Origin of the sequence: Mesorhizobium sp. M0678 (genome assembly GCF_040320505.1) — a bacterium.
Classification (GTDB): domain Bacteria; phylum Pseudomonadota; class Alphaproteobacteria; order Rhizobiales; family Rhizobiaceae; genus Mesorhizobium.
Map to the genome: position 1 here is coordinate 70,212 of NZ_JAMYPT010000006.1, position 21,026 is coordinate 91,237.

A 21,026-nucleotide genomic window follows, 5' to 3' on the forward strand; every position below is an offset into this window, starting at 1 on the left:
TCATTTGAAATTGGGACCAGTCACAGGTATGTGTTCCGGTCATCCGACCGTTATGCTGGGCCGTGGCCGAGGGACTGTTCGTGATCAAGCGCTTCATCATCGCCTTCATTCTGCTCGTGCTGGTGTGCGGCGGCATCGTCGGCTTCAACCTGTTTCGCGACAATGCGATCAAACAGTTCTTCGCCACCATGAAGCCGCCGGCCGCGACCGTGTCGACGGTCATCGTCAAACCGATGTCCTGGACGCCCGGCATCGAGGCGATCGGCACTGTCAGTGCCGTACGCGGCGTCGACCTGACGGTCGAAACCGCGGGCATCGTCAAGGACATCCTGTTCCATGCCAATCAGAAGGTCGCCGCCAACGCCGTGCTGCTGCAGCTCGACGATGAAGTCGAGCGAGCCGACCTCGTGGCATCGAAGGCGCAAGCCACCTCCGACCAGACGACGCTGATGCGCGCTCTTGAGCTGCAGAAGCGCGGGGTCGGCACCGACGCTACGCTCGACACGGCGCAGGCAGCAGCATCGGTCTCCGCCGCGCAGGTAAACAAGCTGCAAGCGGTGCTCGACCAAAAGCAGTTGACGGCCCCCTTCAAGGGTACCGTCGGTATTCCGAAAATCGACCTTGGCCAGTATCTCACACCCGGCACCGCCGTGGTGACCTTGCAGGACATGGACACGATGCGTGTCGATTTCACCGTGCCGGAGCAGCAGCTTCCGCAGCTGAAGATCGGACAGACGGTGCGGTTGGGCGTCGGCGGCGGCGACATGCCGTTCACCGGCAGCATCCGCGGTATCGATCCGAAGATCGACCCGACGAGCCGGCTGGTGACGGTGAGGGCGGAGGTCGGCAATCCCGAAGGCAAGCTGACGCCCGGTCAGTTCGTCCAGGTGCGCGTCGAACTGCCCGAGGAGAACGACGTGCTGGCGCTGCCGCAGACGGCGCTGACTTCCAGCCTGTACGGCGACTTCGTCTTCGTGGTGCGCCCGGCCAAATCCGCCGAAGCCAACGGCACGGCGCCCGAGGCAAAGCCGGAAGACAAGCCGGCTGCAGATGCTGCCAAGCCTGCAGCCGAAGCACCCGCGGCAAAACCCGAAGAAAAGCCGGCTGCTACCCCAGCCAAACCGGCAGAGAAAGCCAAGCCGGCAGCGGAAGAACAGAAGCCGCAGCTCGTGCTCGCCCAGGTGTTCGTCAAGCCAGGCCGCCGCAACGCCGGCCTGGTCGAGATCCTGGAGGGCATCGCGCCCGGCGACGAAGTCGTTACCGCCGGCCAGAACCGGCTCTCCAACGGCATGTCCGTTGCCGTCGACAACACGATCGATCCGAGCAAGCCGGGCAACCAGCAGGCAGCCCAGCAATGAGCTTTTCCGACCTCTTCATCCGCCGCCCGGTCCTTTCGACCGTGCTTGCTTGCATGATCCTGCTTCTGGGTTTCCAAGGCATCTTCAACCTTTCGATCCGGCAGTATCCAGAGGTTGAAGAAACGGCCATCACCATCACCACTGCCTATCCCGGCGCCAGCGCCGACCTGATCCAGGGGTTCATTTCCGCGCCGATCGCGCGTGCCGTCGCGTCGACCGAAAACATAGATTATGTGACATCGGCGAGCCGGCCGTCATCCAGCACCGTAACGGTGCAGATGAAGCTCGGCTCCGACCCCGACGTCGCGCTGAACGAAGTCTTGTCGAAGGTGCAGAGCGTTCGCGGCGATCTGCCGGACGAAACCAAAGACCCGGTGATCGTCAAGGGCACCGGCCAGCAGTTCGCGATGATGTACATCTCGATGCAGAACCCGAACATGACGCCGGAACAGCTCACCGAATATATCGAGCGCGTCGTGCGGCCGCGTATCTCGACGGTCGAAGGTGTTGCCGACGTGCAGATCTTCGGCGCAGCCGAATATTCGATGCGGGTCTGGATCGACCCGATCAAACTGGCGGCGCGCGGCGTGACGGCGGCGGAAGTGCTGGCCGCCATCAACGAATCGAATTTCCTTTCCGCGCCCGGCGACACCGAAAACGAATATGTGGTTTCCTCGATCACCGTTCGCTCGACGCTGCAGACCCCGGAGGCTTTCGCTGCCCTTCCGCTCCGCTCGAAAGACGGCAATGTGGTGAGACTGCGCGACGTGGCCCGCGTCGAACTCGCCGCGGCGAACACCGACACCAGGGTCAGCTTCAACGGCAAGCCCGGCATCTTTCTCGCTATCTTTCCGACGCCGGCCGCCAATCCGCTGACCACCGCGGCGGCAATCCACAAGATTGTGCCGACCATTCAGGAGACGCTGCCGCTCGGCATGACGATGGAGATCGTCTACGACTCAACCGAGCAGATCAGCGCGTCGATCGAGGAGGTATTCAAGACCATCGGCGAGGCGGTCGCCATCGTCATCGTCGTCATCCTGCTCTTCCTCGGCTCGTTCCGCTCGGTGCTGATGCCGATCGTGACCATTCCGCTGTCGCTGATCGGCGTCTGTTTCCTGCTGTTTTCAGTGGGCTATTCGATCAATCTTTTGTCGTTGCTGGCCATGGTGCTGGCGATCGGACTTGTCGTCGACGATGCCATCGTGGTGGTGGAAAACATCCACCGCCATATGGAGGAAGACGGCTTGTCGCCGATGCAGGCGGCGTTCAACGGCATGCGCGAGATCTCGTCCGCCGTCGTCGCCATGACGATAACATTGGCCGCCGTGTTCGCGCCGCTGGCCTTCACCGGCGGCCTGACAGGCGCACTATTTCGCGAATTCGCGGTGACGCTTGCCGGCTCGGTGGTGCTTTCGGGTGTCGTCGCCCTCACCATCACACCGATGATGTCGGCACGTATCCTGAGGTCCGGCTCGCACAGCCGCTTCCAGCGCATTGTCGACAATACGTTCGGGCGCGTCGAACACATCTATGAGCGGCTCGTCACCGGTTCGTTGAACTATCGCCCGGTGACGCTGATGATCGTCCTCGCGCTGGTCGCCACGACCGGTTTCATGTTCACCAAGACCGCGAGCGAACTGGCGCCGGAAGAGGACCAGGGTTTCCTGCTTTCGCTGGTGACCGCGCCGCGGTACGCGACGTCGGACTATACCGAAACCTACGTCAATCAGATACTCGGCCTGGTCAAGGATCTGCCTGAGACGCGGGCACAGTTCTCCGCGGTCGCCTTCGGTGGTGGCCAGACGAACAGCGCTTTCGTCGGCTTTGCGTTCAAGGACTGGGCTGACCGCACGCGCAACTCGAAGGAAATCCAGCAAGACATTACGGCCCGCCTGAGCAAGGTGGCGGGCGTCGAAGCTTTCGTCTTCGCGCCGCCGACGCTGCCCGGCTCCGGCGGCGGCCTGCCGATAACGATGGTCGTGCGCTCGACCGGCGACGCCTCGCAGGTGTACGAGGCGGCCGAAGACATCAAGAACAAGGCGCAGGCCTCCGGCCGCTTCATCGTCGTGCAGAATTCGATGACCTTCGACGCGCCGCAAGTGACAGTGACGATTGACCGCGATCGCGCCGCCGCGCTCAACCTGCCGATAGCCGACATCGGCCGGACGCTGACGCTCCTGGTCGGTGGCGCCGAAGTGGCGCAATTCGACCGCGAATCCAATAGCTACGACATCATTCCGCAGGTGCCGCAGCAATTCCGCGACAATCCCGAAAAACTGGGCGAGTATTTCGTGCGCAGCGTATCGGGCGAGATGGTGCCGCTCTCGGCGGTGGTGAAGATCTCGACCAACGCGTCGCCGGCCGCCATCGAGCAGTTCAACCAGCTCAACTCGGCGACGATCTCTGCCTTGCCGCGGCCCGGCATCACCACCGGGGATGGGCTACAGGCGATCGAGGACATTGCCAAGCAAAGCCTGCCCGACACCTTCTTCATCGACTATACCGGTCAATCGCGGCAGGAGAAGGAACAGGGCTACACGATCATCATCGCCTTCGCGGCGGCGGTGCTCGTCATCTATCTGGTGCTGGCGGCGCAATTCGAAAGTTTCCGCGATCCGCTGATCATCATGATGGCGGTGCCGCTGTCGATCTTCGGCGCGATCGTGCCGCTTAATATTGGGCTCGGCACGCTCAACATCTACACCCAGGTCGGCTTGATCACGCTGATCGGCCTGATCACCAAGCACGGCATCCTTCTGGTCGAGTTCGCCAACCAGCAGCGTGAAATGCACGGCATGCGGCGGCGTGATGCGATCATCGCCTCGGCCAAGGTGCGGCTACGGCCGATCCTGATGACGACGGCGGCGATGGCGCTCGGCGTGGTGCCGCTGATCATCTCCAGCGGCGCCGGTGCGGCGGCACGCTATTCGATGGGCTTGGTGATCTTCACCGGCATCCTGGTCGGAACCATGTTCACGCTGTTCGTGGTGCCGATGTTCTACACCTTTATCGCCAGCAAGGACCTGCCGCATCACGCCGAAAAGCCGGATCCGAAGCTGATGCCGGTAATGCCGGATTAGACTGCGCTAATTTCCGGCCCCTGGGAGCGACGAGAAGCATCGCTCACTTGACGATGACGATGCAGGTGTTGGCCGGGCCGAAGACCTCGACGAGCTGGTAGAAATCGGCGGCGTTGTCCGGATGCAGACGCACGCAGCCATGCGAGGCTGGCTGGCCGAGGCGCTTGATGGCGCTTGTCGCAGTACGGCGTAGCCGCCGCTGAAGAACACCGAATGCGGCATCGGGGCGTTGTCGTATTTCTTCGAATACCAAATTTCATGCATGCGGGTCGGCTTGAACGAACCGGTCGGCGTGACGTGCGTCCTGTCGCCGGTCGAGACCTTCCAGGCGAATGTCGGCCGGCCGTCGACCAGGATTTCCATGGTCTGCTGCGATAGCGACACACGCGCGACGATCTTGTTGGCGGCGGCGTGGGCTGCGCCGTTGCCGGCACTGACAAGCAAGGCAGTACCGGTGATGAGGGCGGCGGCGATGTTGATGAGCTTGGCGGAAATGGCAGTGTACATGATGTCTCCCCTATTCTGCCGGTCGGGGCCGGCTCAATTCGATGACCGGCTTATCGGGGCGTCATGTTTCAAGTCGATTTCGCTACGTGCTCGTTTGTGTTTCGATTCTGTTTCCCCTGGTTAACAGAAAAGGTCCGTGCAAAGCAGCTTGCAGTTGCACGACGTCGTCATGACGGTGGCGTGTTTGCCTAGGCGGATCGGCCAAACCGCGGCGCGAATACGCGATTGCCTTTCGTTTGATAGGAATTCACCTGACTCCGAAACCGAGCTGCAACAAAGCGCAGCCTCGGCGGCATGATCCGGATACAGCGAACAGGCAAAGTTGACCTAACGAAAACAGCGGTCAACGAACGATCGGAAGCCAACACTGTTTTCGCTACGGTCTGGATTGGTCTGGACAGTTTCCAGCCTGCGCGTCGACCGGCTCAAGCCCCCTCTGGCGGGGGCGGCTTAGGGCCGTTGAGGATGCGCGGCGCCTCCGGCAACTTGCAGCCGAGAGGACCGAAGGCCCGCGCCGCAACGGGGGGCTCCGCTGGCGGCGCGGGCGCTTCGGGGGTTCCCCTGAAGTGCCCGTAAATTCCAATTTTGAGGAACGAACAGGATGAAAACGAAATTCGCCGCTTCCGTGCTTTCCGCCCTGCTCTACGTGCAGGGGCTGCTCGGCATTGCCGGCCTCGCCACCGTGCTGCTGAAGGAACGTGCCCATGCCGGCGAGGTCAGCACGAACAGTGACATGCCGTCCGGCCCGTCGCTTCTCGTGGTGCGCTGAAGAGCATCGGACCCCAAAGTGGAAACCGGTTTTGGGAAAATCCGATGCTCAAGACAAAAGGGTGGCCGTCCTGCCTTCAATCGGCGAATTGCGTGGGCGGATCGAACCGGTAGCCCGCACCCCGTATGGTGGTGATGGTTTCGGTATCGAGCTTGCGGCGCAGCCGCACGATGCGCGAATCGATCGACCGATCGAAGGCTTCGGCATTTTCGGCGGGCGCGGCGGCGATGATGTCGTCCCGCGTCAGCACCTTGCGCGGGCTGGCCAGGAACAGCCTGAGCAGCGCCACCTGCCCGGGGGACAGCTGTTCTTCCGTGCCCGAGCGGTGCATGACGATGGCCGATCGGAGATCGACGGTCGCGTTCTCCAGCACGATCAGTTCCCCGGCGCTCCTGCCGCGCCGAGCCAGAAGGCCGCCGACGCGAGCGGCAAGCTCCCTGACATTGAGCGGGCTTTCGACGACGTCGGCGGCGCCGAGTTCGAGCGCCAGAACCTTGTCGACCAGATCGGCCGGGCGGCAGATCAGGATGAAATCCGGTCCACCTTCGCCGCCGTGTCGCCTGAGCAGGTCGCGCCCCTCCGCCTGGCTGACGCTGTCGCCGACAACCACGACATCGATACCCTTTTCCGAAAGCAGCGATTCGGCCTCCCACGGCTGTCGCGCCGCGCGGACGTCATGACCGCGCCGCTCGAGATGATCGGCGAGATCGGTCGCAACTACTTCAGCGACGGAAACAAGCGCGATAACGGATCGTGCAGCCATGTTTTTCTACCCCGCATACGGCAACCCAAGAAGAGTGCTGGACATCATGTTTATACCCAATCTACTTTCCGCTGAAAGCGGGAGCGAAAGCATCGTGCGGGCACGAATTGTCATTGTCGAGGACGAGCCCGACCTGAGGGATGCGGTCGCCGAGTATCTCGGCGCCAGCGGCTATGATGTGGCCACGGCCGAAAGTGCGGCGGCGGCGCGCGACCTTTTGGAAACCCAGTCCTTCCATCTGGCCATTCTCGACATCGCCATGCCGGGCGAGGACGGCCTGTCGCTCGGCCGCTGGATGCGGTCGAAAATGCCGATCGGCATCATCTATGCGACGGCGGCCGGTACCGCGCTGGACCGCATCGTCGGACTGGAGCTCGGCGCTGACGACTACATCGTCAAGCCTTACGAATTGCGCGAAGTGCTGGCCAGGGTGCGCAGCGTGCTGCGCCGCGTTCCGGAGCCGACCGAGCCACAAAAGGCCAAGGCTGAAACATCCGGCGGCCGCCGGTCCGTGAGCTTCGGACCCTTTCACGCCGATCTCGACGGCAGGCTCGTCACCGGCGCCAACGGCGCGGTCATCGACATGGCCAAGAGCGAGTTCGACGTGCTGGAGGTGTTCCTGACGCGCGCCAACCGGCTGTTGACGCGGGCGGCGATCTCCGAGGCGATCGGTTTCGTCGAGGACCCGGAGTCGTCCCGCGCCGTCGACATCCGCATCATGCGGCTGAGAAAGAAGATCGAGGCGGATCCGGCCAATCCGAAATTCCTGCGCACGGTGCGCGGCGAAGGCTATATCTTCTCGCTGCCAGTCGGGGAAAACAACTAAGGCCCGGCGGCTTGAGCAAGCCACGGCCAGGAAATGACGGCTGACCATGACGGCTGAAACAACACGCGCGGACATGCAGGGCGCCAGGCAGGGCGCGGCGATGGCGGCCGTGCATGTGGTTCGCCGGTTGCGCGAAGCCGGCGACTGGCAACGCGAAATGGAGGGTATTCTCCAGACGCTTTGCGAAGCCATGGATTGTCACCGCGGCATCCTGTTTCGCCTGCGCGAACTGCCCGGCCAGGGCTTCGCCCAGTCGGTCGCCGCTTATTGGATCGCTCCCCGGTTTGGCGGCGAACTGGCGTCACCGACCGTCATCATGCAGTCGGTCGTCGATTCGGACCCATTGCTGGAACGGCTGGCGGAGGACGAGCGTCAAGGCAAGATCTTCGCCGGGCACACACGCGATCTCGAAGGCTTTCTGCGGACGGATTTCGAAAAGCAGAACATCAAGTCGTTCCTGTCGGTGTCGGTGTTTTCGCACGGCAATTTGTGGGGCACGCTGGCGGTCAACGACTGCATCCACGAACGCGAATGGACCGACCAGGAAGAGGCGGCGCTGCACATGGTGGCACTCGCCATCGGCGATGCCATCGAACGGTCGCCCTCCGACGCGCATGCCAGCGACGTCATTCGCCGCACCATGCTGCAGGCCTCTCTCGACGCCATCATCGTCATCGACGAGACCGGCTCGATCATCGAATTCAATCCGGCCGCCGAGAAGATGTTCGGCTATCGGCGCAGCGATATCCTCGGCAAGGACCTGCTCGATACGGTCGTGCCGGAATATTACCGCAAGGGCTATGCGTCGGGTGCCGAATACATGTCGGGCCGCGGCGCGCCGATGGTCGGCCAACGGCTTGAAACGGTCACCCAGAATGCCGCCGGCGAGGTTTTTCCGATCGAGCTGACGGCAACCGAGATGCGGGTCGCCGATCGCCAGCTGATCTTCGGCTCCATCCGCGACCTGCGCGACAAGTTGCGGGCCGAGGAGGAAATCAACCGCCAGCGCGAAAAACTGCACCAGAACGAGAAGATGGCGGCAATGGGCTCGCTGCTTGCCGGCGTTTCGCACGAGCTCAACAATCCGCTGGCCGTGGTTGTCGCCCAGTCGACGCTGCTGCACGAATTCGCCGCCGATCCCCAGACCAAGGTGCGCGCCGAAAAGGTGCGCGCCGCTGCCGAGCGCTGCGGCCGTATCGTCAAGAGCTTCCTGTCGATGGTCCGCCTGCACCCGGCCGCACAAGCCGAAACCGACCTCAACCAGGTGATCCGCGCCGCACTCGAAGTGACCGCCTATGGTGCACGGTCGAGCGGCATCATCATCGACACCGATTTCGCCAGCGGCCCGCTGCTGGCCATGGCCGATGCCGACCACGTGACGCAGGTGGCCGCCAACTTCCTCATCAACAGCCAGCACTCCTTGGCCGGCGTTGCCGGCGACCGCCGGATCAAGGTCCGGACGTTTCGCAGTGACCGCGGCAATCCCGGATTCTCGGTCGAGGACAACGGGCCAGGCGTGCCGGAAGCGATACGCTCACGCATATTCGAATCCTATTTCACCACCAAGCCGGTCGGTGTCGGTACCGGCATCGGCCTGTCGATCTCGAAATCGATCATCGAGCGGCACAATGGCAATATCTGGTTCGAGGAGGTTTCGCCGAGAGGTGTGCGTTTTGTCGTGCAGCTGCCGGCGATCGCTGCCGGCGCGGCCGCCGCCGGCGAAGCTCCGTCGCGGTCGAGCGGCTTGCGTCACGCGCTGATCATAGACGATGAGCCGGATGTCGCCGCGTCGCTGTCCGATATTCTGGAGCTGATGGGCATCAAGTCGCGGGTCGTGCCGGCCTGGGTCTCGGCCGCCGCGACGCTGAGCGGCCATGTGCCGCCGGACATCGTGTTTTCCGATTTGCGCATGCCCGGCACCAGCGGCATAGCCGCCTATCGCGAGCTACTCGCCGAAATGCCGGGTCTGGCGCGGCGCTTCGTGCTTGTCACCGGCGATCTGATCGGCGCGAAAGGCGAGATCGAAGCGCTGCCGGCGCAGCAGCGACCGCCGATCCTCGAAAAACCGTTCAGCACGCTGGATGTGCGCGGCGTGCTCTCGGCCATTGCCGAGCAGGCCGCTCTGGGCGGCTAGACTCCGCGATCTCGCCCCGGAAGAAAAAGGCTCCCGGCCGACATTGCGGCGGGAGCCTGACTGGAGTGCTGGAGGGCGCTCGCAAAAAAATCAAAAAACGTTCGGCGTATCAGCCAGCGGGGCGGCATTGGCGATCATGCGGACCGGTCGTGCCTTGCCCGACTGGGCAGCGATGACGCGCAGGCAATCCAGGCTCTCGGCGCCCCAGGCCTGCCCCTTGCAGGCAAAATCGATCTCCGGCATCGGCAGGCGCGCCGTCTTGGTGGTGGTTGTCGCGCCATCGATGAGGTTGGCCGGCGGGTTCAGTGAGGCGAAGGCCGGACCGACGGTCGGCGTCAACGCCATGCCGGCAAATGCGGCAGCCGCCAGCAGCATGAACATCGCCATCGGATGATCACTGGCGCGCTGGCGCAGCGCCAGCTTCGGGCGCCGGTCGTTACGCTGGGGACCCTGCTGGCGAAGGTCGGTATCGGTGATCTGGATTTTCGTACGCATCGTCGTTTCCTTCGGTCTTCTTCTTTTCCCTGTTGAAACGAACTTAATCGCACCTTGTAACCGGCCAACGATGATGGATTATCGATTGTGTAACCGGCATGAAACCAAGCCGGCGGCCATTCCTGGGCAAACCGATCCGGCGTACCTGACAGCACCGGTGGCATTCTGTGCTCGTTTTCCGCTACCCACGGCACCAGATCCACGTCGCTTTTCCAGGCCCACAGAGCGTCGGGCGCTCAACACGTGTAAGGGGATTAACGTCTGGAATTCCCGGGATTTTCCCGGCTTCGATCATTCGGACTGGGCTCTCGAATCCCGCTCGATTTCCCGTAAAGAATTCGCCCCATTTTCCCAAGCCATTGCATTTCAACGGAAAATATGCTTTTATTGAACGAGCATTCAATAAATAAAGAGCCTTTTATGAACCCGCATCTGCGTGACGTGGCAATCCCCAACGATTGGGATCGGCGGGGGCTGCCTGGCTGGAGCTATCATTCCGACGCCTTGCTCGAACTCGAGAAAGAGCACGTCTTCCGCAACCATTGGCAGATCGCCGGCCATGTCTGCGACGTGCCGAACGCCGGCGACTATCTGACGATGGATGTGGTCGGCGAGCGGGCGCTGATCGTGCGCGGCAAGGATGGCGTTGTGCGCGCCTTCAACAATATGTGCCGCCACCGCGGCAGTCGCGTCGTTGCCGACAGCCAGGGCACTTGCAAGAATGCGCTGGTCTGCCCCTTTCATGGCTGGGTCTACAATCTCGACGGCACGCTGCGCGGTGCTGCCCGCCCCCGTTCCTTCCCCGACCTCGACAAGACCGAATTCGGCCTGATGCCGCTCGAGCTCGAAATCTGGATGGGCTTCATCTTCATCCGTTTCCGCAAGGGTGGGCCGCAGCCATCGGTGGCCGAGCTGTTGAAGCCGATCGAAGCCGAGATTGCCCATTACGGCGTCGCCGAGATGGTGCCGTCCTGGGGCATCTGGACCCAAAAGACGCCGGTCAACTGGAAGTCGGTGCGCGATGTCGACAATGAAGGCTACCACGTCGCCATGGCGCATCCGGCGCTGCAGGACCTTTACGGTGCGACCTATTTCGACGAGCCGTTCGTCAACGGCGTGTCGCGCTCGTTCGCCACCTACAATCCGTATGCCGGACGGCGCTGGAGCGTCGCGCAATACATCAAGCTCGCACCCGAGGCGAAGCACCTGCCGGAACACCTGCGCAAGGCCTGGATCTACTACGGCATCTTCCCGAACAACGCGCTGTCGATCATGCCGGAATCGGTGCAGTTCTATCAGGAATTTCCGCTGTCGACGGGTGAGACGCTGCTGCGCGGCGCCATCTACCGCTATAGCGACGAGACCAGGCGACAGGCGGCAGCCCGCTACCTATCCTACCGCATCGACCGCGACACGTTGGCCGAGGACGTACAGCTTTCGATATGGTCCAACGAATCCATGCTGTCCGAAGCCTTCGGAGGTTTTTACCTCTCCGATCTCGAATATGGCGTGCGCACCCACCACGACCATTTGCGCAAGCAAGTTCCCGTGCTCGGATTGGAGACCGCGCCCGAGGAGAAGGATATGTGGGCACTCAACGAGGCGCTCAGATCACGCTCCTGACGCCCTGGTCCTCAGGCCCAAATGGCGACGGGAATGCCGAAACGATCGGCGAGCGGCGGATCCGGAAACGGCATTGCCTCGCCTTTGACGATGCGTCCGGCAACCAGCATCATCGCAGCGGCATCGAGGAAATCGTCGGCGGCCGCGCCGCGCGGCGGCGCGTGGTCGAGAAAATCCTGGCTATAACCATGCCGGGCAAGCAGCGCCTTGCGTTCGGCCATGCCGGCCGGATTGATGTTGCCCCTGATCTTCTTTGGCAGGCGCATCGCCCGGTCGCCGTTCAGTTTGCAGAAGGCAACTTCCGGATGCGATTCGAACACGCGGCTGCGTAGTTCGGGGCGCGCGATCAGCAGCGAATCGACCTCACGGATCTTGGCGAAGATGCCGAAGGCCTGGATCGAGACACCGCGCGGCGGATCTGAGGTCGTCTTGGCTACCTCACTTGCCTTGCGATGTGCGGCGTACCAGGCGTCGACCGTGGTGAAGGCTTCGATCTCCGCGTAGAGCGCGGCGCGGGAGGGGATGGCAAAGACACTGGACTGCCGGGCCCCAAGCAGCGGCCGCACCAGCGCCTCCGGGCCGCGACCGCCTCTTTGGGAGAAATCGGGCAGGCCGATTGGCATATCGACCGCTACCAACGAGTCGGCGGGCAGTCGGTCGAGCAACGCCGCGAAGCTTGGGAAAACGGCTGTCGACGGTGCCGCACCGGGATCGCGGCGGACGGCTATCCAGCCGGCCTTGCAACCGTCGACGCCGACAAGCACAACACCCCAGGGCATAACATCGTCGGGCGCAACATCCTTGGGCGCACCATCCTGGGGCACGGCGTCTTCGGCCTGCGTCACGCCCGGCGGTCCCGTTCCGGATGCAGGAGATGGCGAAGCTGCACCATCGCCATCGGGTGCGACAGGCTCTGGGCATCGGTCTCGAGCTGCAACTCGTCGCCGCCGCGCTTGGCGGTCCGCGCCAGGATCTCGTAGACCGCCGCCGTGGTCGATTGCAGCGCCTTGGCGGCCGGCTGGCCGGACAGGATCCGCGCCAGGTAGACGGCCGCCGTCAGGTCGCCGAGCCCATTCGGCGGCTTGTCGATGAGCCGGTGTTCGGCAAGCAGCGCCTCCCTGCCTGTGAGCAGCAAATTGCCGGTGCCGCCGGCCATCATCGCCGGCGCCGAAGTGACCAACATGGCCGGTGGGCCGGCCTGCAGGGCTGCAGCCATTGCCGATTTCAGGTCTGGCAGCGGCGCTCCGGCCATCCATTCCAGCTCGTAGCGGTTGGGCGTGGCGATATCGGCGATCGGCATCAGCCGGTCGCGCATGGCGATTGAGGTCGGCTCAGGTACGTAGAGCCCGCCCGAATCGCCCATCACCGGATCGCAGATATAGAGGGCGTCCGGCGTCTTCGCCTTCACTGCGCCGACCAGCGAAGCGACGGCTTCGGCCTGGCCAGCCTCGCCGAGATAGCCGGACAGCACGGCGCCGACCTCGCCCAGCCACGGCGCGCGCTCGAGGTCGGCCATCAGCGCCTTGAACTGGTCCAGCGGCGGCACGATGCGGGTGGCCCGGCCATGGCCCGGATGCCAGGGCAGGATGACGGTCGGCACCGCCCAAACCGGAAAGCCGAGCGTCTCCAGCGCAAAGACAGCGGCACGGTTGCCGACCGAGCCACGGGCGACATGGCTGGAGACGACGATGACCGCGCGCGGCGCCTCGGTTTTTTCGGCACTCATTGATTTTCCTAACTGCCCCTGGTGACGAAAAGCACGAGCCAGATCAACAGGCCGATGGCAATAAGCAAGCCCGCTGCCCGACCGATGCGGGTGCCCCAATATTCGATCGGGTCCGACCGGTCGGCATCGGCCGCGGTGACGTGGTCGCGCGCACCTCTGGTTGTTCGCGCGAGGAACGAGGTGCCGCCCGGGTCGGTCTCGCGCGCCACCCGTTCGATGATGCGGCGCGATTCCGCGTCGCTGTCGTGGCGTTTCGCCATGGTGATGTCCCGTTTTATGCCGAGCTTAACCCGTTCGCCTCGTCTGTCACAGGGCCCGACGGCGAATGGCAGAAACCAGTAACACTTCTCGGCCGAAGTCATTTTCTTACGCAAGGATTGTGCTAATGCTTCGCCTGCCAATGCTATCGAGGGGACTTATCATGCTTGCCCAGCGCCTTTCTTCGCCGCCAATCTTTCGTAATTTAGCTGCGTTCCTGGTCATGGCCGTCATGCTGCCGCTGCTTGCCGGCTGCGGCTACAACACCATTCCGACGGCTGAGGAAAACGCCAAGGCCGCATGGAGCGAGGTGTTGAATCAATACCAGCGCCGCGCCGATCTCATCCCCAATCTTGTCAACACGGTCAAGGGCTACGCCGCGCACGAGAAGGACACGCTCGATGCCGTGGTCGAAGCGCGCGCCAAGGCGACGCAGGTGACCGTGACGCCGGAAACGCTGAACAATCCGGAAGCCTTCAAGAAATTCCAGGACAGCCAGGCCGGCCTGACCAGCGCGCTGTCGCGCCTGCTGGCGGTGGTGGAGAACTATCCCGATCTCAAGGCCAATCAGAACTTTCTGGCGCTGCAAGCACAACTCGAAGGCACCGAGAACCGGATCACGGTCGCCCGCCGCGACTATATCCAGGCAGTGAGAGAGTACAATCTGACGCTGAGGACCTTCCCGTCGGTGATCTGGGCGACCTTGTGGTTCCGCGGCAACCAGCCGTTTGCGAATTTCACCATCGAGGAGGATAAGATGCAGCCGCCGAAGGTCGATTTCGGCACCAACACCACGCAAGGCGGGTGAAGAACAGCCGGTGAGCGTGGTCCCTATTGGCCTTGCACTCCGTAGCGCCCCCCTCTGCCCTACCGGGCATCTCCCCCTCAAGGGGGGAGATTGGCAGCTTTGGCCTCACCGCCCATCCTGCAACGTTGGAGATTGGCGAAAACAGCCGTGACAGCCGATCTCCCCCCTTGAGGGGGAGATGTCCGGCAGGACAGAGGGGGGCGCGACAGAACGCCAGCCTGGCCTTCCTGCTCGTCTTCCAAAGCCTTCTCCTCCTCCCTCTCATCGCCTTCGCCGCCGCACTGCCGGCGCTGACCGGACGGGTCGTCGACAATGCCGGCATCATCGATGCCGCGACCGAGGCGGCGCTGACGCAGAAGCTTGCCGAGTTCGAGACCAAAGGGTCCGACCAGATCGTCGTCGCGACCATCCCCAGCCTCGACGGCGAGGAGATCGAGCCTTACGCCAACCGGCTGTTCCGCGCCTGGAGACTCGGCCAGGCGAAGGAGAACAACGGCGTCCTGCTTCTGGTGGCGCCGAACGACCGCAAGATGCGCATCGAGGTCGGCTATGGGCTGGAAGGCACGCTGACCGACCTGCACACCAAGCTGATCATCGAAAACGACATGGTGCCGGCCTTCCGTGCCGGCGATTTCTCCGGTGGTATCAGCAAGGCCGTCGACGACATGATCATGGTGCTGGAAGGCAATCCCGAAGAACTGGAGGCGCGCGGCGAACGCAACCAGCAGCCGCCGTTCAACAGCGACGATCTGTTCTTCACGATCTTCATAGCCATCTGGGCAATCATCTTTTTCGGCGGCCTCGCAGCCTCCATCCTGCCGCCGATCTTCGGCCAGAAGATCGGTCCCGGCCGCTATCGCTGGCTGGGCATGACCTTCGAGCCAAACCGGCGGTCGTCCGGCGGCTGGTCGGGAGGTTCCGGCGGGGGATGGTCGTCGGGTTCAAGCGGTGGCGGGTTTTCCGGCGGCGGCGGTTCGTCCGGCGGCGGCGGCTCCTCGGGAAGTTGGTGACGAGATGACAAGACACGCCATCAGCCCGGTGGAATCCGGCCGTTTCATCAAAATGATCGGCACCGCGCTGTTGGCCATGGCGGTGCTGCTGGTCGGCTTCGCGGCCTTCGCCGCCGCACTGCCGGCGCTGACCGGACGGGTCGTCGACAATGCCGGCATCATCGATGCCGCGACCGAGGCGGCGCTGACGCAGAAGCTTGCCGAGTTCGAGACGAAAGGGTCCGACCAGATCGTCGTCGCGACCATCCCCAGCCTCGACGGCGAGGAGATCGAGCCTTACGCCAACCGGCTGTTCCGCGCCTGGAAACTCGGCCAGGCGAAGGAGAACAACGGCGTCCTGCTTCTGGTGGCGCCGAACGACCGCAAGATGCGCATCGAGGTCGGCTATGGGCTGGAAGGCACGCTGACCGACCTGCACACCAAGCTGATCATCGAAAACGACATGGTGCCGGCCTTCCGTGCCGGCGATTTCTCCGGCGGCATCAGCAAGGCCGTCGACGACATGATCATGGTGCTGGAAGGCAATCCCGAAGAACTGGAGGCGCGCGGCAAGCGCAATCCGGCGAATGACAATCCTGTCGATCCCATCTTCATGCTGTTCATTGTCCTGTGGGCGACGATGTTCTTCGGCGGCTTGGCAATGGCGTTCCTGCCGCCGATCTTCGGCACGAAACTGTCGCCGGGCGTGTACAAGTGGCTGGGCATGACGTTTCGCTACGGCCGTGGGCCAGCTTCGTCATCCTCCGGTGGCGGTGGCTGGACGTCGGGGACCTCGTCCGGCAGTGGCTGGTCGTCTGGAAGTTCCGGCAGCAGTTGGTCGTCCGGAAGTTCCGGCGGCGGGTTTTCAGGCGGCGGCGGTTCGTCCGGCGGCGGCGGTTCTTCAGGAAGCTGGTGAGACATCAATCATGGCAACACGACCGATCAGCCCCGAGGATCATGAGCGCATCGCCGATGCGATCCGCGCTGCCGAATCAAAGACCGACGGCGAGATCTACTGCGTCGTGGCGCATGCCAGCGACGGCTATTTCTTTCCGGCCGCTTTCATGGCGATGCTCGGCATGCTCGTCGTCAGCCTCGCCGTCGGTTATGGGCTGGAAGCCTGGTGGCTGTCGATCCGCTTGCCGCATTTCGTCATCGCCGAGCTTCTGGCGCTTGCCAGTGTGCTCATCCTGTTGTGGGCATTGCCGGCATTGCGCATCCATTTGGTGCCGAGGCGGCTGCGCTACCAGGCCGCCCACGCCAATGCGATGAAGCAGTTCCTCGCCCGCAACGTCCACCGCACCACGGCGCGCACTGGCGTGCTGGTGTTCGTCTCGATTGCCGAGCGCTACGCCGAGGTGGTCGCCGACAGCGGGATCGATTCTTGTGTCGGCCAGCATGTCTGGGACGGTGTCGTCCGCGACCTTACGGCGCATGCCGGCGACGATCGGCTTGCCGAGGGGTTCGTCAAGGCGATCCAAGCAGTCGGTGCGGTACTGGCCGAGCATTTTCCGGTCTCGACCGGCGACAGCAACGAACTGGACGACCCTCTGGTCGAGATTTGATCTCGCCAAAGGCGGTTTCGCAGCGTCTCAAGGACGCACCGTCCGGCTGTGTGAAAGCATCGCGGCGGTTGACCGGACTCTTGCAATCGGGCGCGGCGGGTTTATGGTTAACCAATCATGAATACGCTGAGCATCGACATCAGGAAAGCCGAACCGCGCGATGCAGCCGCCATCGCCGACGTGCATCTCGAGGCCTGGCGCGGCGCCTATTCGGGCATCATCCCGCACCGCACGCTGACATCGATGATCAACCGCCGCGGCGCCGACTGGTGGGCGAATGCCATTCGCCGCGCTGCCACCGTCCTGGTCGTCGAAATCGGCGGCAAAATTGCCGGCTATGCGACGATCGGCAAGAACCGCGCCCGCGAACTCAGGCAGCAGGGCGAGATCTACGAACTTTACCTGCGGCCGGAATATCAAGGCATCGGGCTCGGCAGCCAGCTGTTCTCGGCCGCGCGGGCACGGCTGGCCGACCATGGCCTGAAAGGCATGGTGGTCTGGGCGCTGGAAGACAATCAGAACGCACTTGCCTTCTATGCCGGCGCCGGTGGCCGCGATGTTGCCGAAGGCGTCGAGATATTCGAGCAGAAGGCGCTGAAGAAGGTCGCTTTCGTCTGGGAATGACGGCCAGCGCATGATCCGGCCGTTTTTCGGTTCGGACGATCTCCCGTACCATTCGCCGCATTGCACCATTCGCCGTCGCCCGCTATCGATCTCCAATCGAGAGAGGGATAAAGCGATGCGTATCGAAGCGATTGCCAGCGGAAAGAACCCGCCCGAGGACGTCAACGTCATTATCGAGGTGCCGATCGGCGGCGAGCCGATCAAGTACGAGATGGACAAGGAAGCCGGCACCCTGTTCGTCGACCGCTTCCTTCACACTTCGATGCGCTATCCCGGCAATTACGGTTTCGTACCGCACACGCTGTCGGGCGACGGCGACCCGATCGACGTGCTAGTCTGCAACACGCGCGCGCTGGTGCCAGGCTGCGTCATCAATGTGCGGCCGATCGGCGTGCTGGTGATGGAGGACAATGCGGGCCAGGACGAGAAGGTGATCGCGGTGCCTTCGCCCAAGCTGACCTTGCGTTACGAGGACGTCCACGAATACACGCAATTGCCCGACATCACCCGCCAGCAAGTGCAGCACTTTTTCGAGCACTACAAGGATCTCGAACCCGGCAAATGGGTCAAGATCGAAGGCTGGTACGATGCGGCCTATGCCAAGAAGATGATCGTCGAGGCAATCGAGCGGGCCAGGCGCAAGTAATTGTCGGGCGCAAATAATCAGTTGTCGACGCGGCCGAAAGCGGGCGCGTCGCCAAGCACCTCACGCTTGTCCTTGCCGCAGGCGAAGGTGCGTGCCTTCTCGTCGGCAAGCTTGCGCGCCTGATCGTTGGCGGCGGGATTGCCGGTGGCGAGCACAAGGCCGATCGTGCAGCCTTCGTGGGCGTCAGGCTGGGCAACCTTGGCGACGATCAGCACTTCCGTCGACTTGTTCTCGCCCTCGGTATCGCTGATCGAGCGACGATGAATGACGGCGAAGGGAATGGCAGTTTTGCCGTTGGTTTCGATCCGCCATTCGACTTTGGGTCCAGCCGAATTGAGGCCGGAAAAGCTTTCCCAGACCGTGGTCATATCGCCAGGTGGAAAGCCGTAGAACAGCGATTCCCGCGCATCGTCGTAGGAAACCAGCACCGGGTAACCGCGGTAGCCCGAACAGGCGAGATCGGCCCAGTCCCCGTCGCCTTCTTCCGCGTGGGCATAGGTGACGCAGTCCTTCTCCCAATCGAGATCGGTATAGACGCTGGATATGTCGCCGGCCCGGGCCGCCTGGCAGAAACCGGCGAGGGCAAGCGGGATCAAGAGAGCGCGCATGGCGGAACAACTCAGTTCGGGGGGCGCAGCGTACCGTCAAATTTAGCAGCAGCCTAGAGGAAGTCAGGCTGCGCACAGTGGTCTGGTAAAACGGAACACTATCTCTTCAAACTTGCCTCTATCAGAAGATCGGCGTTGCGGGCCACCGACTGCGCCGGTCCGCCGGCACCGAACAGCTGGCCGCTGATATAGGCGCCCTCGATCAGCAGCAGCAGCCCGTCGCCCAGCGTCTCGGCGTCGCCGGCGCCCATCGCCGCCGCCATGGCACGCAAGCGCCGGCGCAATTCCTGCTTGTTGGCCTCGCTCACGACGCGGGCCGGATGGCCAGGTTCGGGATATTCGACCGCGGCATTGGTCATGCCGCAGCCGCGATAGTCGGGCTTTTGCGTGCGCTTGCCGACACGCGTCAGGAAAGCGACGATCTGCGCGCGCGGATCGCCGGGATGGGCATCCACCGCCTCGTCGAAACGCTCCCAGAATTCGAGGTCATAGTGCCGGAGGTAGGATGCGGCCAGCTCGTCCTTGGACGGAAAGCTGCGGTAGAGGCTGGGCTTGGTGACGCCGGCACGCCGCACGATCTCGTCGACGCCGATCGCCCTGATGCCTTGCCGGTAGAACAGGTCGCGCGCGACCTGGAGAATCCGTTCGGCGGCGCGAGGCGGCGGTGCGTCATTCGCCTTGATCGTTGGTTCAATGCTTTTCATGCCTGGTCTGCCGGTTAGCTGGTTGACAATGTTACCGGTCGGTACGTATGTTTCGCGCTCCTGCAACGTACCGGTCAGTAACATGATAGCTCAATCCCGCCCGTTTGGCCAGCGCTACGCTTTCGTCGTGGTCGCCGTCATCTTCCTCTGCCTGCTGATCGCAGCGGGCCTGCGTTCGGCGCCGGCAGTCATGATGCTGCCGCTGGAGAACAGTTTCGGCTGGCGGCGCGACGTGGTGTCGCTGGCGGCGGCCACCGGCATCTTCCTCTACGGCCTGACCGGGCCGTTTGCCGCGGCGCTGATGGAGCGGATCGGGCTGCGCCGCACCTTGCTTGCCGCGCTGCTGTTGATGTCGGGATCGACCGCGCTCAGCCTGTTGATGACCAAACCGTGGCATCTGCTCCTCACCTGGGGCGTGTTTTCCGGCGTCAGCTCGGGCGCCGTCGCCACCGTGCTCGGCGCGACCATCGTCAACCGCTGGTTCAAGACCAATCGCGGCCTGGTGATGGGACTGATGTCGGCGTCCAGTGCCACCGGGCTGCTGGTCTTCCTGCCGCTGCTCGCCTCGCTCGCCCAGTCGGGCGGCTGGAGGCCGATTGTCATCGCGGTCTCGGTTGCCACCGCCTGCCTGCTGCCGCTGGTCTGGCTGCTGGTGCCGGAGCGGCCGGCCTCCATCGGCATGGTGCGCTATGGCGCCGAGCTCGACGACGTGCCCCCGTCACCACCTGCCGCGCAAGGCAATTTCCTCGCGCATACGATGAGCACGCTGCGCCGCGCCGCCGGCACGCGCGTCTTTTGGTATCTGTTCGCCACCTTCTTCGTTTGCGGCTTCACCACCAACGGGTTGGTTGGCACGCACCTGATCGCCTTTTGCGGCGATATGGGCATCGGCGAAGTGCAGGCTGCAGGCCTGCTCTCGATGATGGGCATCTTCGATCTTATCGGCACAACGCTGTCGGGCTGGCTCACCGACCGTTTCGACCCGCGCAAGCTGCTCGGCGTCTATTACGGTATTCGCGGCCTGTCGCTGATCTATTTGCCCTATTCCGGCTTCTCGGCGACCAGCCTGATCATCTTCGCCGTGTTTTACGGACTGGACTGGATCGCGACGGTGCCGCCGACGCTCAGGCTTTCCAACGAGGCGTTCGGCGACCGCAGCGGGCCGATCGTCTTCGGCTGGATCGTCGCCGGCCATCAGGTGGGTGCGGCAACCGCCGCTGCCTTCGGTGGCACCATGCGTGAGCTTCAGGGCAACTATCAGCTTGCCTTCCTGATCGCCGGCATGACGGCAATAGCCGCCGCCTGCATCTCGCTGCTGATCAACACCAGCCGCCCGGCGTTTGATCCGGAACCGCAGGCGGCGTAGGGCGCAATCGGCCGTGCTAATCTCCCCCCTTGAGGGGGAGATGGCCGCGACGCGGCCAGAGGGGGTCGGTCCGACTGGGCTCGGCCCCTTATCGCCGATGCAAGAGGTCGGTGCTCCATGCGAGACGACCCCCTTCTGTCGCCTTCGGCGACATCTCCCCCTCAAGGAGGGAGA

Annotated in this window: 21 protein-coding genes and 1 pseudogene; 14 read left to right on the forward strand and 8 right to left on the reverse strand. The window is 63.4% G+C overall.

Going from position 1 to position 21,026, the window contains the following annotated elements; all coding sequences use genetic code 11:
* The first annotated feature begins 80 nt into the window (after window positions 1–80).
* Together NKI29_RS13220 and NKI29_RS13225 are read left to right on the forward strand one after the other, a co-directional pair.
* Window positions 81–1,358 (forward strand): efflux RND transporter periplasmic adaptor subunit, encoded by a 1,278-nt coding sequence (locus tag NKI29_RS13220; RefSeq protein WP_502896692.1) that lies wholly within the window; start codon window positions 81–83, stop codon window positions 1,356–1,358.
* Window positions 1,355–4,441 (forward strand): efflux RND transporter permease subunit, encoded by a 3,087-nt coding sequence (locus NKI29_RS13225; protein ID WP_352569488.1) that lies wholly within the window; start codon window positions 1,355–1,357, stop codon window positions 4,439–4,441. The genes NKI29_RS13220 and NKI29_RS13225 overlap by 4 nt, the downstream gene beginning before the upstream one ends.
* 43 nt (window positions 4,442–4,484) lie before the next feature.
* Here NKI29_RS13225 and NKI29_RS13230 read toward each other — a convergent pair.
* Window positions 4,485–4,948, reverse strand: a pseudogene (locus NKI29_RS13230) (L,D-transpeptidase).
* 601 nt (window positions 4,949–5,549) lie between these two features.
* On the opposite strand from NKI29_RS13230, the gene NKI29_RS13235 reads away from it, so the two are divergent.
* Window positions 5,550–5,717, forward strand: coding sequence for a hypothetical protein (locus NKI29_RS13235; RefSeq protein WP_023721318.1), 168 nt, complete (start codon window positions 5,550–5,552; stop codon window positions 5,715–5,717).
* Between the two features lie 76 nt (window positions 5,718–5,793).
* On the opposite strand, the gene NKI29_RS13240 is transcribed toward NKI29_RS13235, so the two are convergent.
* On the reverse strand, window positions 5,794–6,480 hold the full coding sequence (locus tag NKI29_RS13240; RefSeq protein ID WP_352569491.1) for a winged helix-turn-helix domain-containing protein: 687 nt from the start codon (window positions 6,478–6,480) through the stop codon (window positions 5,794–5,796).
* A gap of 46 nt (window positions 6,481–6,526) precedes the next feature.
* On the opposite strand from NKI29_RS13240, the gene NKI29_RS13245 reads away from it, so the two are divergent.
* Together NKI29_RS13245 and NKI29_RS13250 are read left to right on the forward strand one after the other, a co-directional pair.
* Window positions 6,527–7,306, forward strand: a complete 780-nt coding sequence (locus tag NKI29_RS13245) for a response regulator (RefSeq protein WP_198023578.1) — start codon at window positions 6,527–6,529, stop codon at window positions 7,304–7,306.
* 46 nt (window positions 7,307–7,352) lie between these two features.
* Window positions 7,353–9,440 (forward strand): PAS domain S-box protein, encoded by a 2,088-nt coding sequence (locus tag NKI29_RS13250; RefSeq protein WP_352796429.1) that lies wholly within the window; start codon window positions 7,353–7,355, stop codon window positions 9,438–9,440.
* Between the two features lie 90 nt (window positions 9,441–9,530).
* Here the strand turns inward: NKI29_RS13250 and NKI29_RS13255 are convergent, their stop codons facing one another.
* On the reverse strand, window positions 9,531–9,935 hold the full coding sequence (locus tag NKI29_RS13255) for a hypothetical protein (protein WP_023678146.1): 405 nt from the start codon (window positions 9,933–9,935) through the stop codon (window positions 9,531–9,533).
* Between NKI29_RS13255 and NKI29_RS13260 the strand changes: the two genes are divergently transcribed.
* Both NKI29_RS13260 and NKI29_RS13265 read left to right on the forward strand, forming a co-directional pair.
* Entirely contained in the window at window positions 9,913–10,326 is a 414-nt protein-coding gene (locus NKI29_RS13260; protein ID WP_352796431.1) for a hypothetical protein, read from the forward strand. The genes NKI29_RS13255 and NKI29_RS13260 overlap by 23 nt on opposite strands.
* Before the next feature lie 29 nt (window positions 10,327–10,355).
* Complete coding sequence (locus NKI29_RS13265) at window positions 10,356–11,558, forward strand: aromatic ring-hydroxylating oxygenase subunit alpha (RefSeq protein WP_352594103.1); 1,203 nt, start codon at window positions 10,356–10,358, stop codon at window positions 11,556–11,558.
* Window positions 11,559–11,569: 11 nt separating this feature from the next.
* On the opposite strand, the gene NKI29_RS13270 is transcribed toward NKI29_RS13265, so the two are convergent.
* The 3 genes from NKI29_RS13270 to NKI29_RS13280 all read right to left on the reverse strand — a co-directional run bounded on the left by NKI29_RS13270 (window position 11,570) and on the right by NKI29_RS13280 (window position 13,544).
* A complete protein-coding gene (locus tag NKI29_RS13270) occupies window positions 11,570–12,337 on the reverse strand; it encodes a DUF429 domain-containing protein (RefSeq protein WP_352574925.1) in 768 nt (255 codons plus the stop codon).
* A 62-nt stretch (window positions 12,338–12,399) separates the two neighbouring features.
* Window positions 12,400–13,284, reverse strand: a complete 885-nt coding sequence (gene pdxY, locus NKI29_RS13275) for a pyridoxal kinase PdxY (RefSeq protein WP_352574585.1) — start codon at window positions 13,282–13,284, stop codon at window positions 12,400–12,402.
* An 8-nt stretch (window positions 13,285–13,292) separates the two neighbouring features.
* Window positions 13,293–13,544 (reverse strand): hypothetical protein, encoded by a 252-nt coding sequence (locus tag NKI29_RS13280; RefSeq protein WP_352796433.1) that lies wholly within the window; start codon window positions 13,542–13,544, stop codon window positions 13,293–13,295.
* A gap of 161 nt (window positions 13,545–13,705) precedes the next feature.
* Between NKI29_RS13280 and NKI29_RS13285 the strand changes: the two genes are divergently transcribed.
* The 6 genes from NKI29_RS13285 (at window position 13,706) to ppa (ending at window position 18,174) form a co-directional block, all read left to right on the forward strand.
* A complete protein-coding gene (locus NKI29_RS13285; RefSeq protein WP_352470713.1) occupies window positions 13,706–14,350 on the forward strand; it encodes a LemA family protein in 645 nt (214 codons plus the stop codon).
* Window positions 14,351–14,517: 167 nt separating this feature from the next.
* Window positions 14,518–15,360 carry a TPM domain-containing protein gene (locus tag NKI29_RS13290; RefSeq protein WP_352796436.1) on the forward strand — a complete coding sequence of 281 codons (843 nt, stop codon included), beginning with the start codon at window positions 14,518–14,520 and terminating at the stop codon, window positions 15,358–15,360.
* A 52-nt stretch (window positions 15,361–15,412) separates the two neighbouring features.
* A complete protein-coding gene (locus NKI29_RS13295; RefSeq protein WP_352636960.1) occupies window positions 15,413–16,255 on the forward strand; it encodes a TPM domain-containing protein in 843 nt (280 codons plus the stop codon).
* A 10-nt stretch (window positions 16,256–16,265) separates the two neighbouring features.
* Window positions 16,266–16,904, forward strand: coding sequence for a TPM domain-containing protein (locus NKI29_RS13300; protein ID WP_352796439.1), 639 nt, complete (start codon window positions 16,266–16,268; stop codon window positions 16,902–16,904).
* Between the two features lie 117 nt (window positions 16,905–17,021).
* Entirely contained in the window at window positions 17,022–17,528 is a 507-nt protein-coding gene (locus NKI29_RS13305; RefSeq protein WP_352594385.1) for a GNAT family N-acetyltransferase, read from the forward strand.
* Between the two features lie 115 nt (window positions 17,529–17,643).
* Window positions 17,644–18,174, forward strand: coding sequence for an inorganic diphosphatase (gene ppa / locus NKI29_RS13310; RefSeq protein WP_352451245.1), 531 nt, complete (start codon window positions 17,644–17,646; stop codon window positions 18,172–18,174).
* 17 nt (window positions 18,175–18,191) lie between these two features.
* Here the strand turns inward: ppa and NKI29_RS13315 are convergent, their stop codons facing one another.
* Both NKI29_RS13315 and NKI29_RS13320 read right to left on the reverse strand, forming a co-directional pair.
* Window positions 18,192–18,782, reverse strand: a complete 591-nt coding sequence (locus NKI29_RS13315) for a hypothetical protein (protein ID WP_352796442.1) — start codon at window positions 18,780–18,782, stop codon at window positions 18,192–18,194.
* Window positions 18,783–18,880: 98 nt separating this feature from the next.
* Window positions 18,881–19,486 (reverse strand): TetR/AcrR family transcriptional regulator, encoded by a 606-nt coding sequence (locus NKI29_RS13320; protein ID WP_352594383.1) that lies wholly within the window; start codon window positions 19,484–19,486, stop codon window positions 18,881–18,883.
* 82 nt (window positions 19,487–19,568) lie between these two features.
* On the opposite strand from NKI29_RS13320, the gene NKI29_RS13325 reads away from it, so the two are divergent.
* A complete protein-coding gene (locus NKI29_RS13325) occupies window positions 19,569–20,852 on the forward strand; it encodes an MFS transporter (RefSeq protein WP_352754686.1) in 1,284 nt (427 codons plus the stop codon).
* Window positions 20,853–21,026: the final 174 nt, after the last annotated feature.

Bases quoted from the DNA above. Each gene is read 5' to 3' on its own strand.
- NKI29_RS13225 (WP_352569488.1), top strand. From the start codon at position 1,355: ATGAGCTTTTCCGACCTCTTCATCCGCCGCCCGGTCCTTTCGACCGTG.
- NKI29_RS13235 (WP_023721318.1), top strand. From the start codon at position 5,550: ATGAAAACGAAATTCGCCGCTTCCGTGCTTTCCGCCCTGCTCTACGTG.
- NKI29_RS13240 (WP_352569491.1), bottom strand. From the start codon at position 6,480: ATGGCTGCACGATCCGTTATCGCGCTTGTTTCCGTCGCTGAAGTAGTT.
- NKI29_RS13245 (WP_198023578.1), top strand. From the start codon at position 6,527: ATGTTTATACCCAATCTACTTTCCGCTGAAAGCGGGAGCGAAAGCATC.
- NKI29_RS13250 (WP_352796429.1), top strand. From the start codon at position 7,353: ATGACGGCTGAAACAACACGCGCGGACATGCAGGGCGCCAGGCAGGGC.
- NKI29_RS13255 (WP_023678146.1), bottom strand. From the start codon at position 9,935: ATGCGTACGAAAATCCAGATCACCGATACCGACCTTCGCCAGCAGGGT.
- NKI29_RS13265 (WP_352594103.1), top strand. From the start codon at position 10,356: ATGAACCCGCATCTGCGTGACGTGGCAATCCCCAACGATTGGGATCGG.
- NKI29_RS13270 (WP_352574925.1), bottom strand. From the start codon at position 12,337: ATGCCCTGGGGTGTTGTGCTTGTCGGCGTCGACGGTTGCAAGGCCGGC.
- pdxY (WP_352574585.1), bottom strand. From the start codon at position 13,284: ATGAGTGCCGAAAAAACCGAGGCGCCGCGCGCGGTCATCGTCGTCTCC.
- NKI29_RS13280 (WP_352796433.1), bottom strand. From the start codon at position 13,544: ATGGCGAAACGCCACGACAGCGACGCGGAATCGCGCCGCATCATCGAA.
- NKI29_RS13285 (WP_352470713.1), top strand. From the start codon at position 13,706: ATGCTTGCCCAGCGCCTTTCTTCGCCGCCAATCTTTCGTAATTTAGCT.
- NKI29_RS13295 (WP_352636960.1), top strand. From the start codon at position 15,413: ATGATCGGCACCGCGCTGTTGGCCATGGCGGTGCTGCTGGTCGGCTTC.
- NKI29_RS13300 (WP_352796439.1), top strand. From the start codon at position 16,266: ATGGCAACACGACCGATCAGCCCCGAGGATCATGAGCGCATCGCCGAT.
- NKI29_RS13305 (WP_352594385.1), top strand. From the start codon at position 17,022: ATGAATACGCTGAGCATCGACATCAGGAAAGCCGAACCGCGCGATGCA.
- ppa (WP_352451245.1), top strand. From the start codon at position 17,644: ATGCGTATCGAAGCGATTGCCAGCGGAAAGAACCCGCCCGAGGACGTC.
- NKI29_RS13315 (WP_352796442.1), bottom strand. From the start codon at position 18,782: ATGCGCGCTCTCTTGATCCCGCTTGCCCTCGCCGGTTTCTGCCAGGCG.
- NKI29_RS13320 (WP_352594383.1), bottom strand. From the start codon at position 19,486: ATGAAAAGCATTGAACCAACGATCAAGGCGAATGACGCACCGCCGCCT.
- NKI29_RS13325 (WP_352754686.1), top strand. From the start codon at position 19,569: ATGATAGCTCAATCCCGCCCGTTTGGCCAGCGCTACGCTTTCGTCGTG.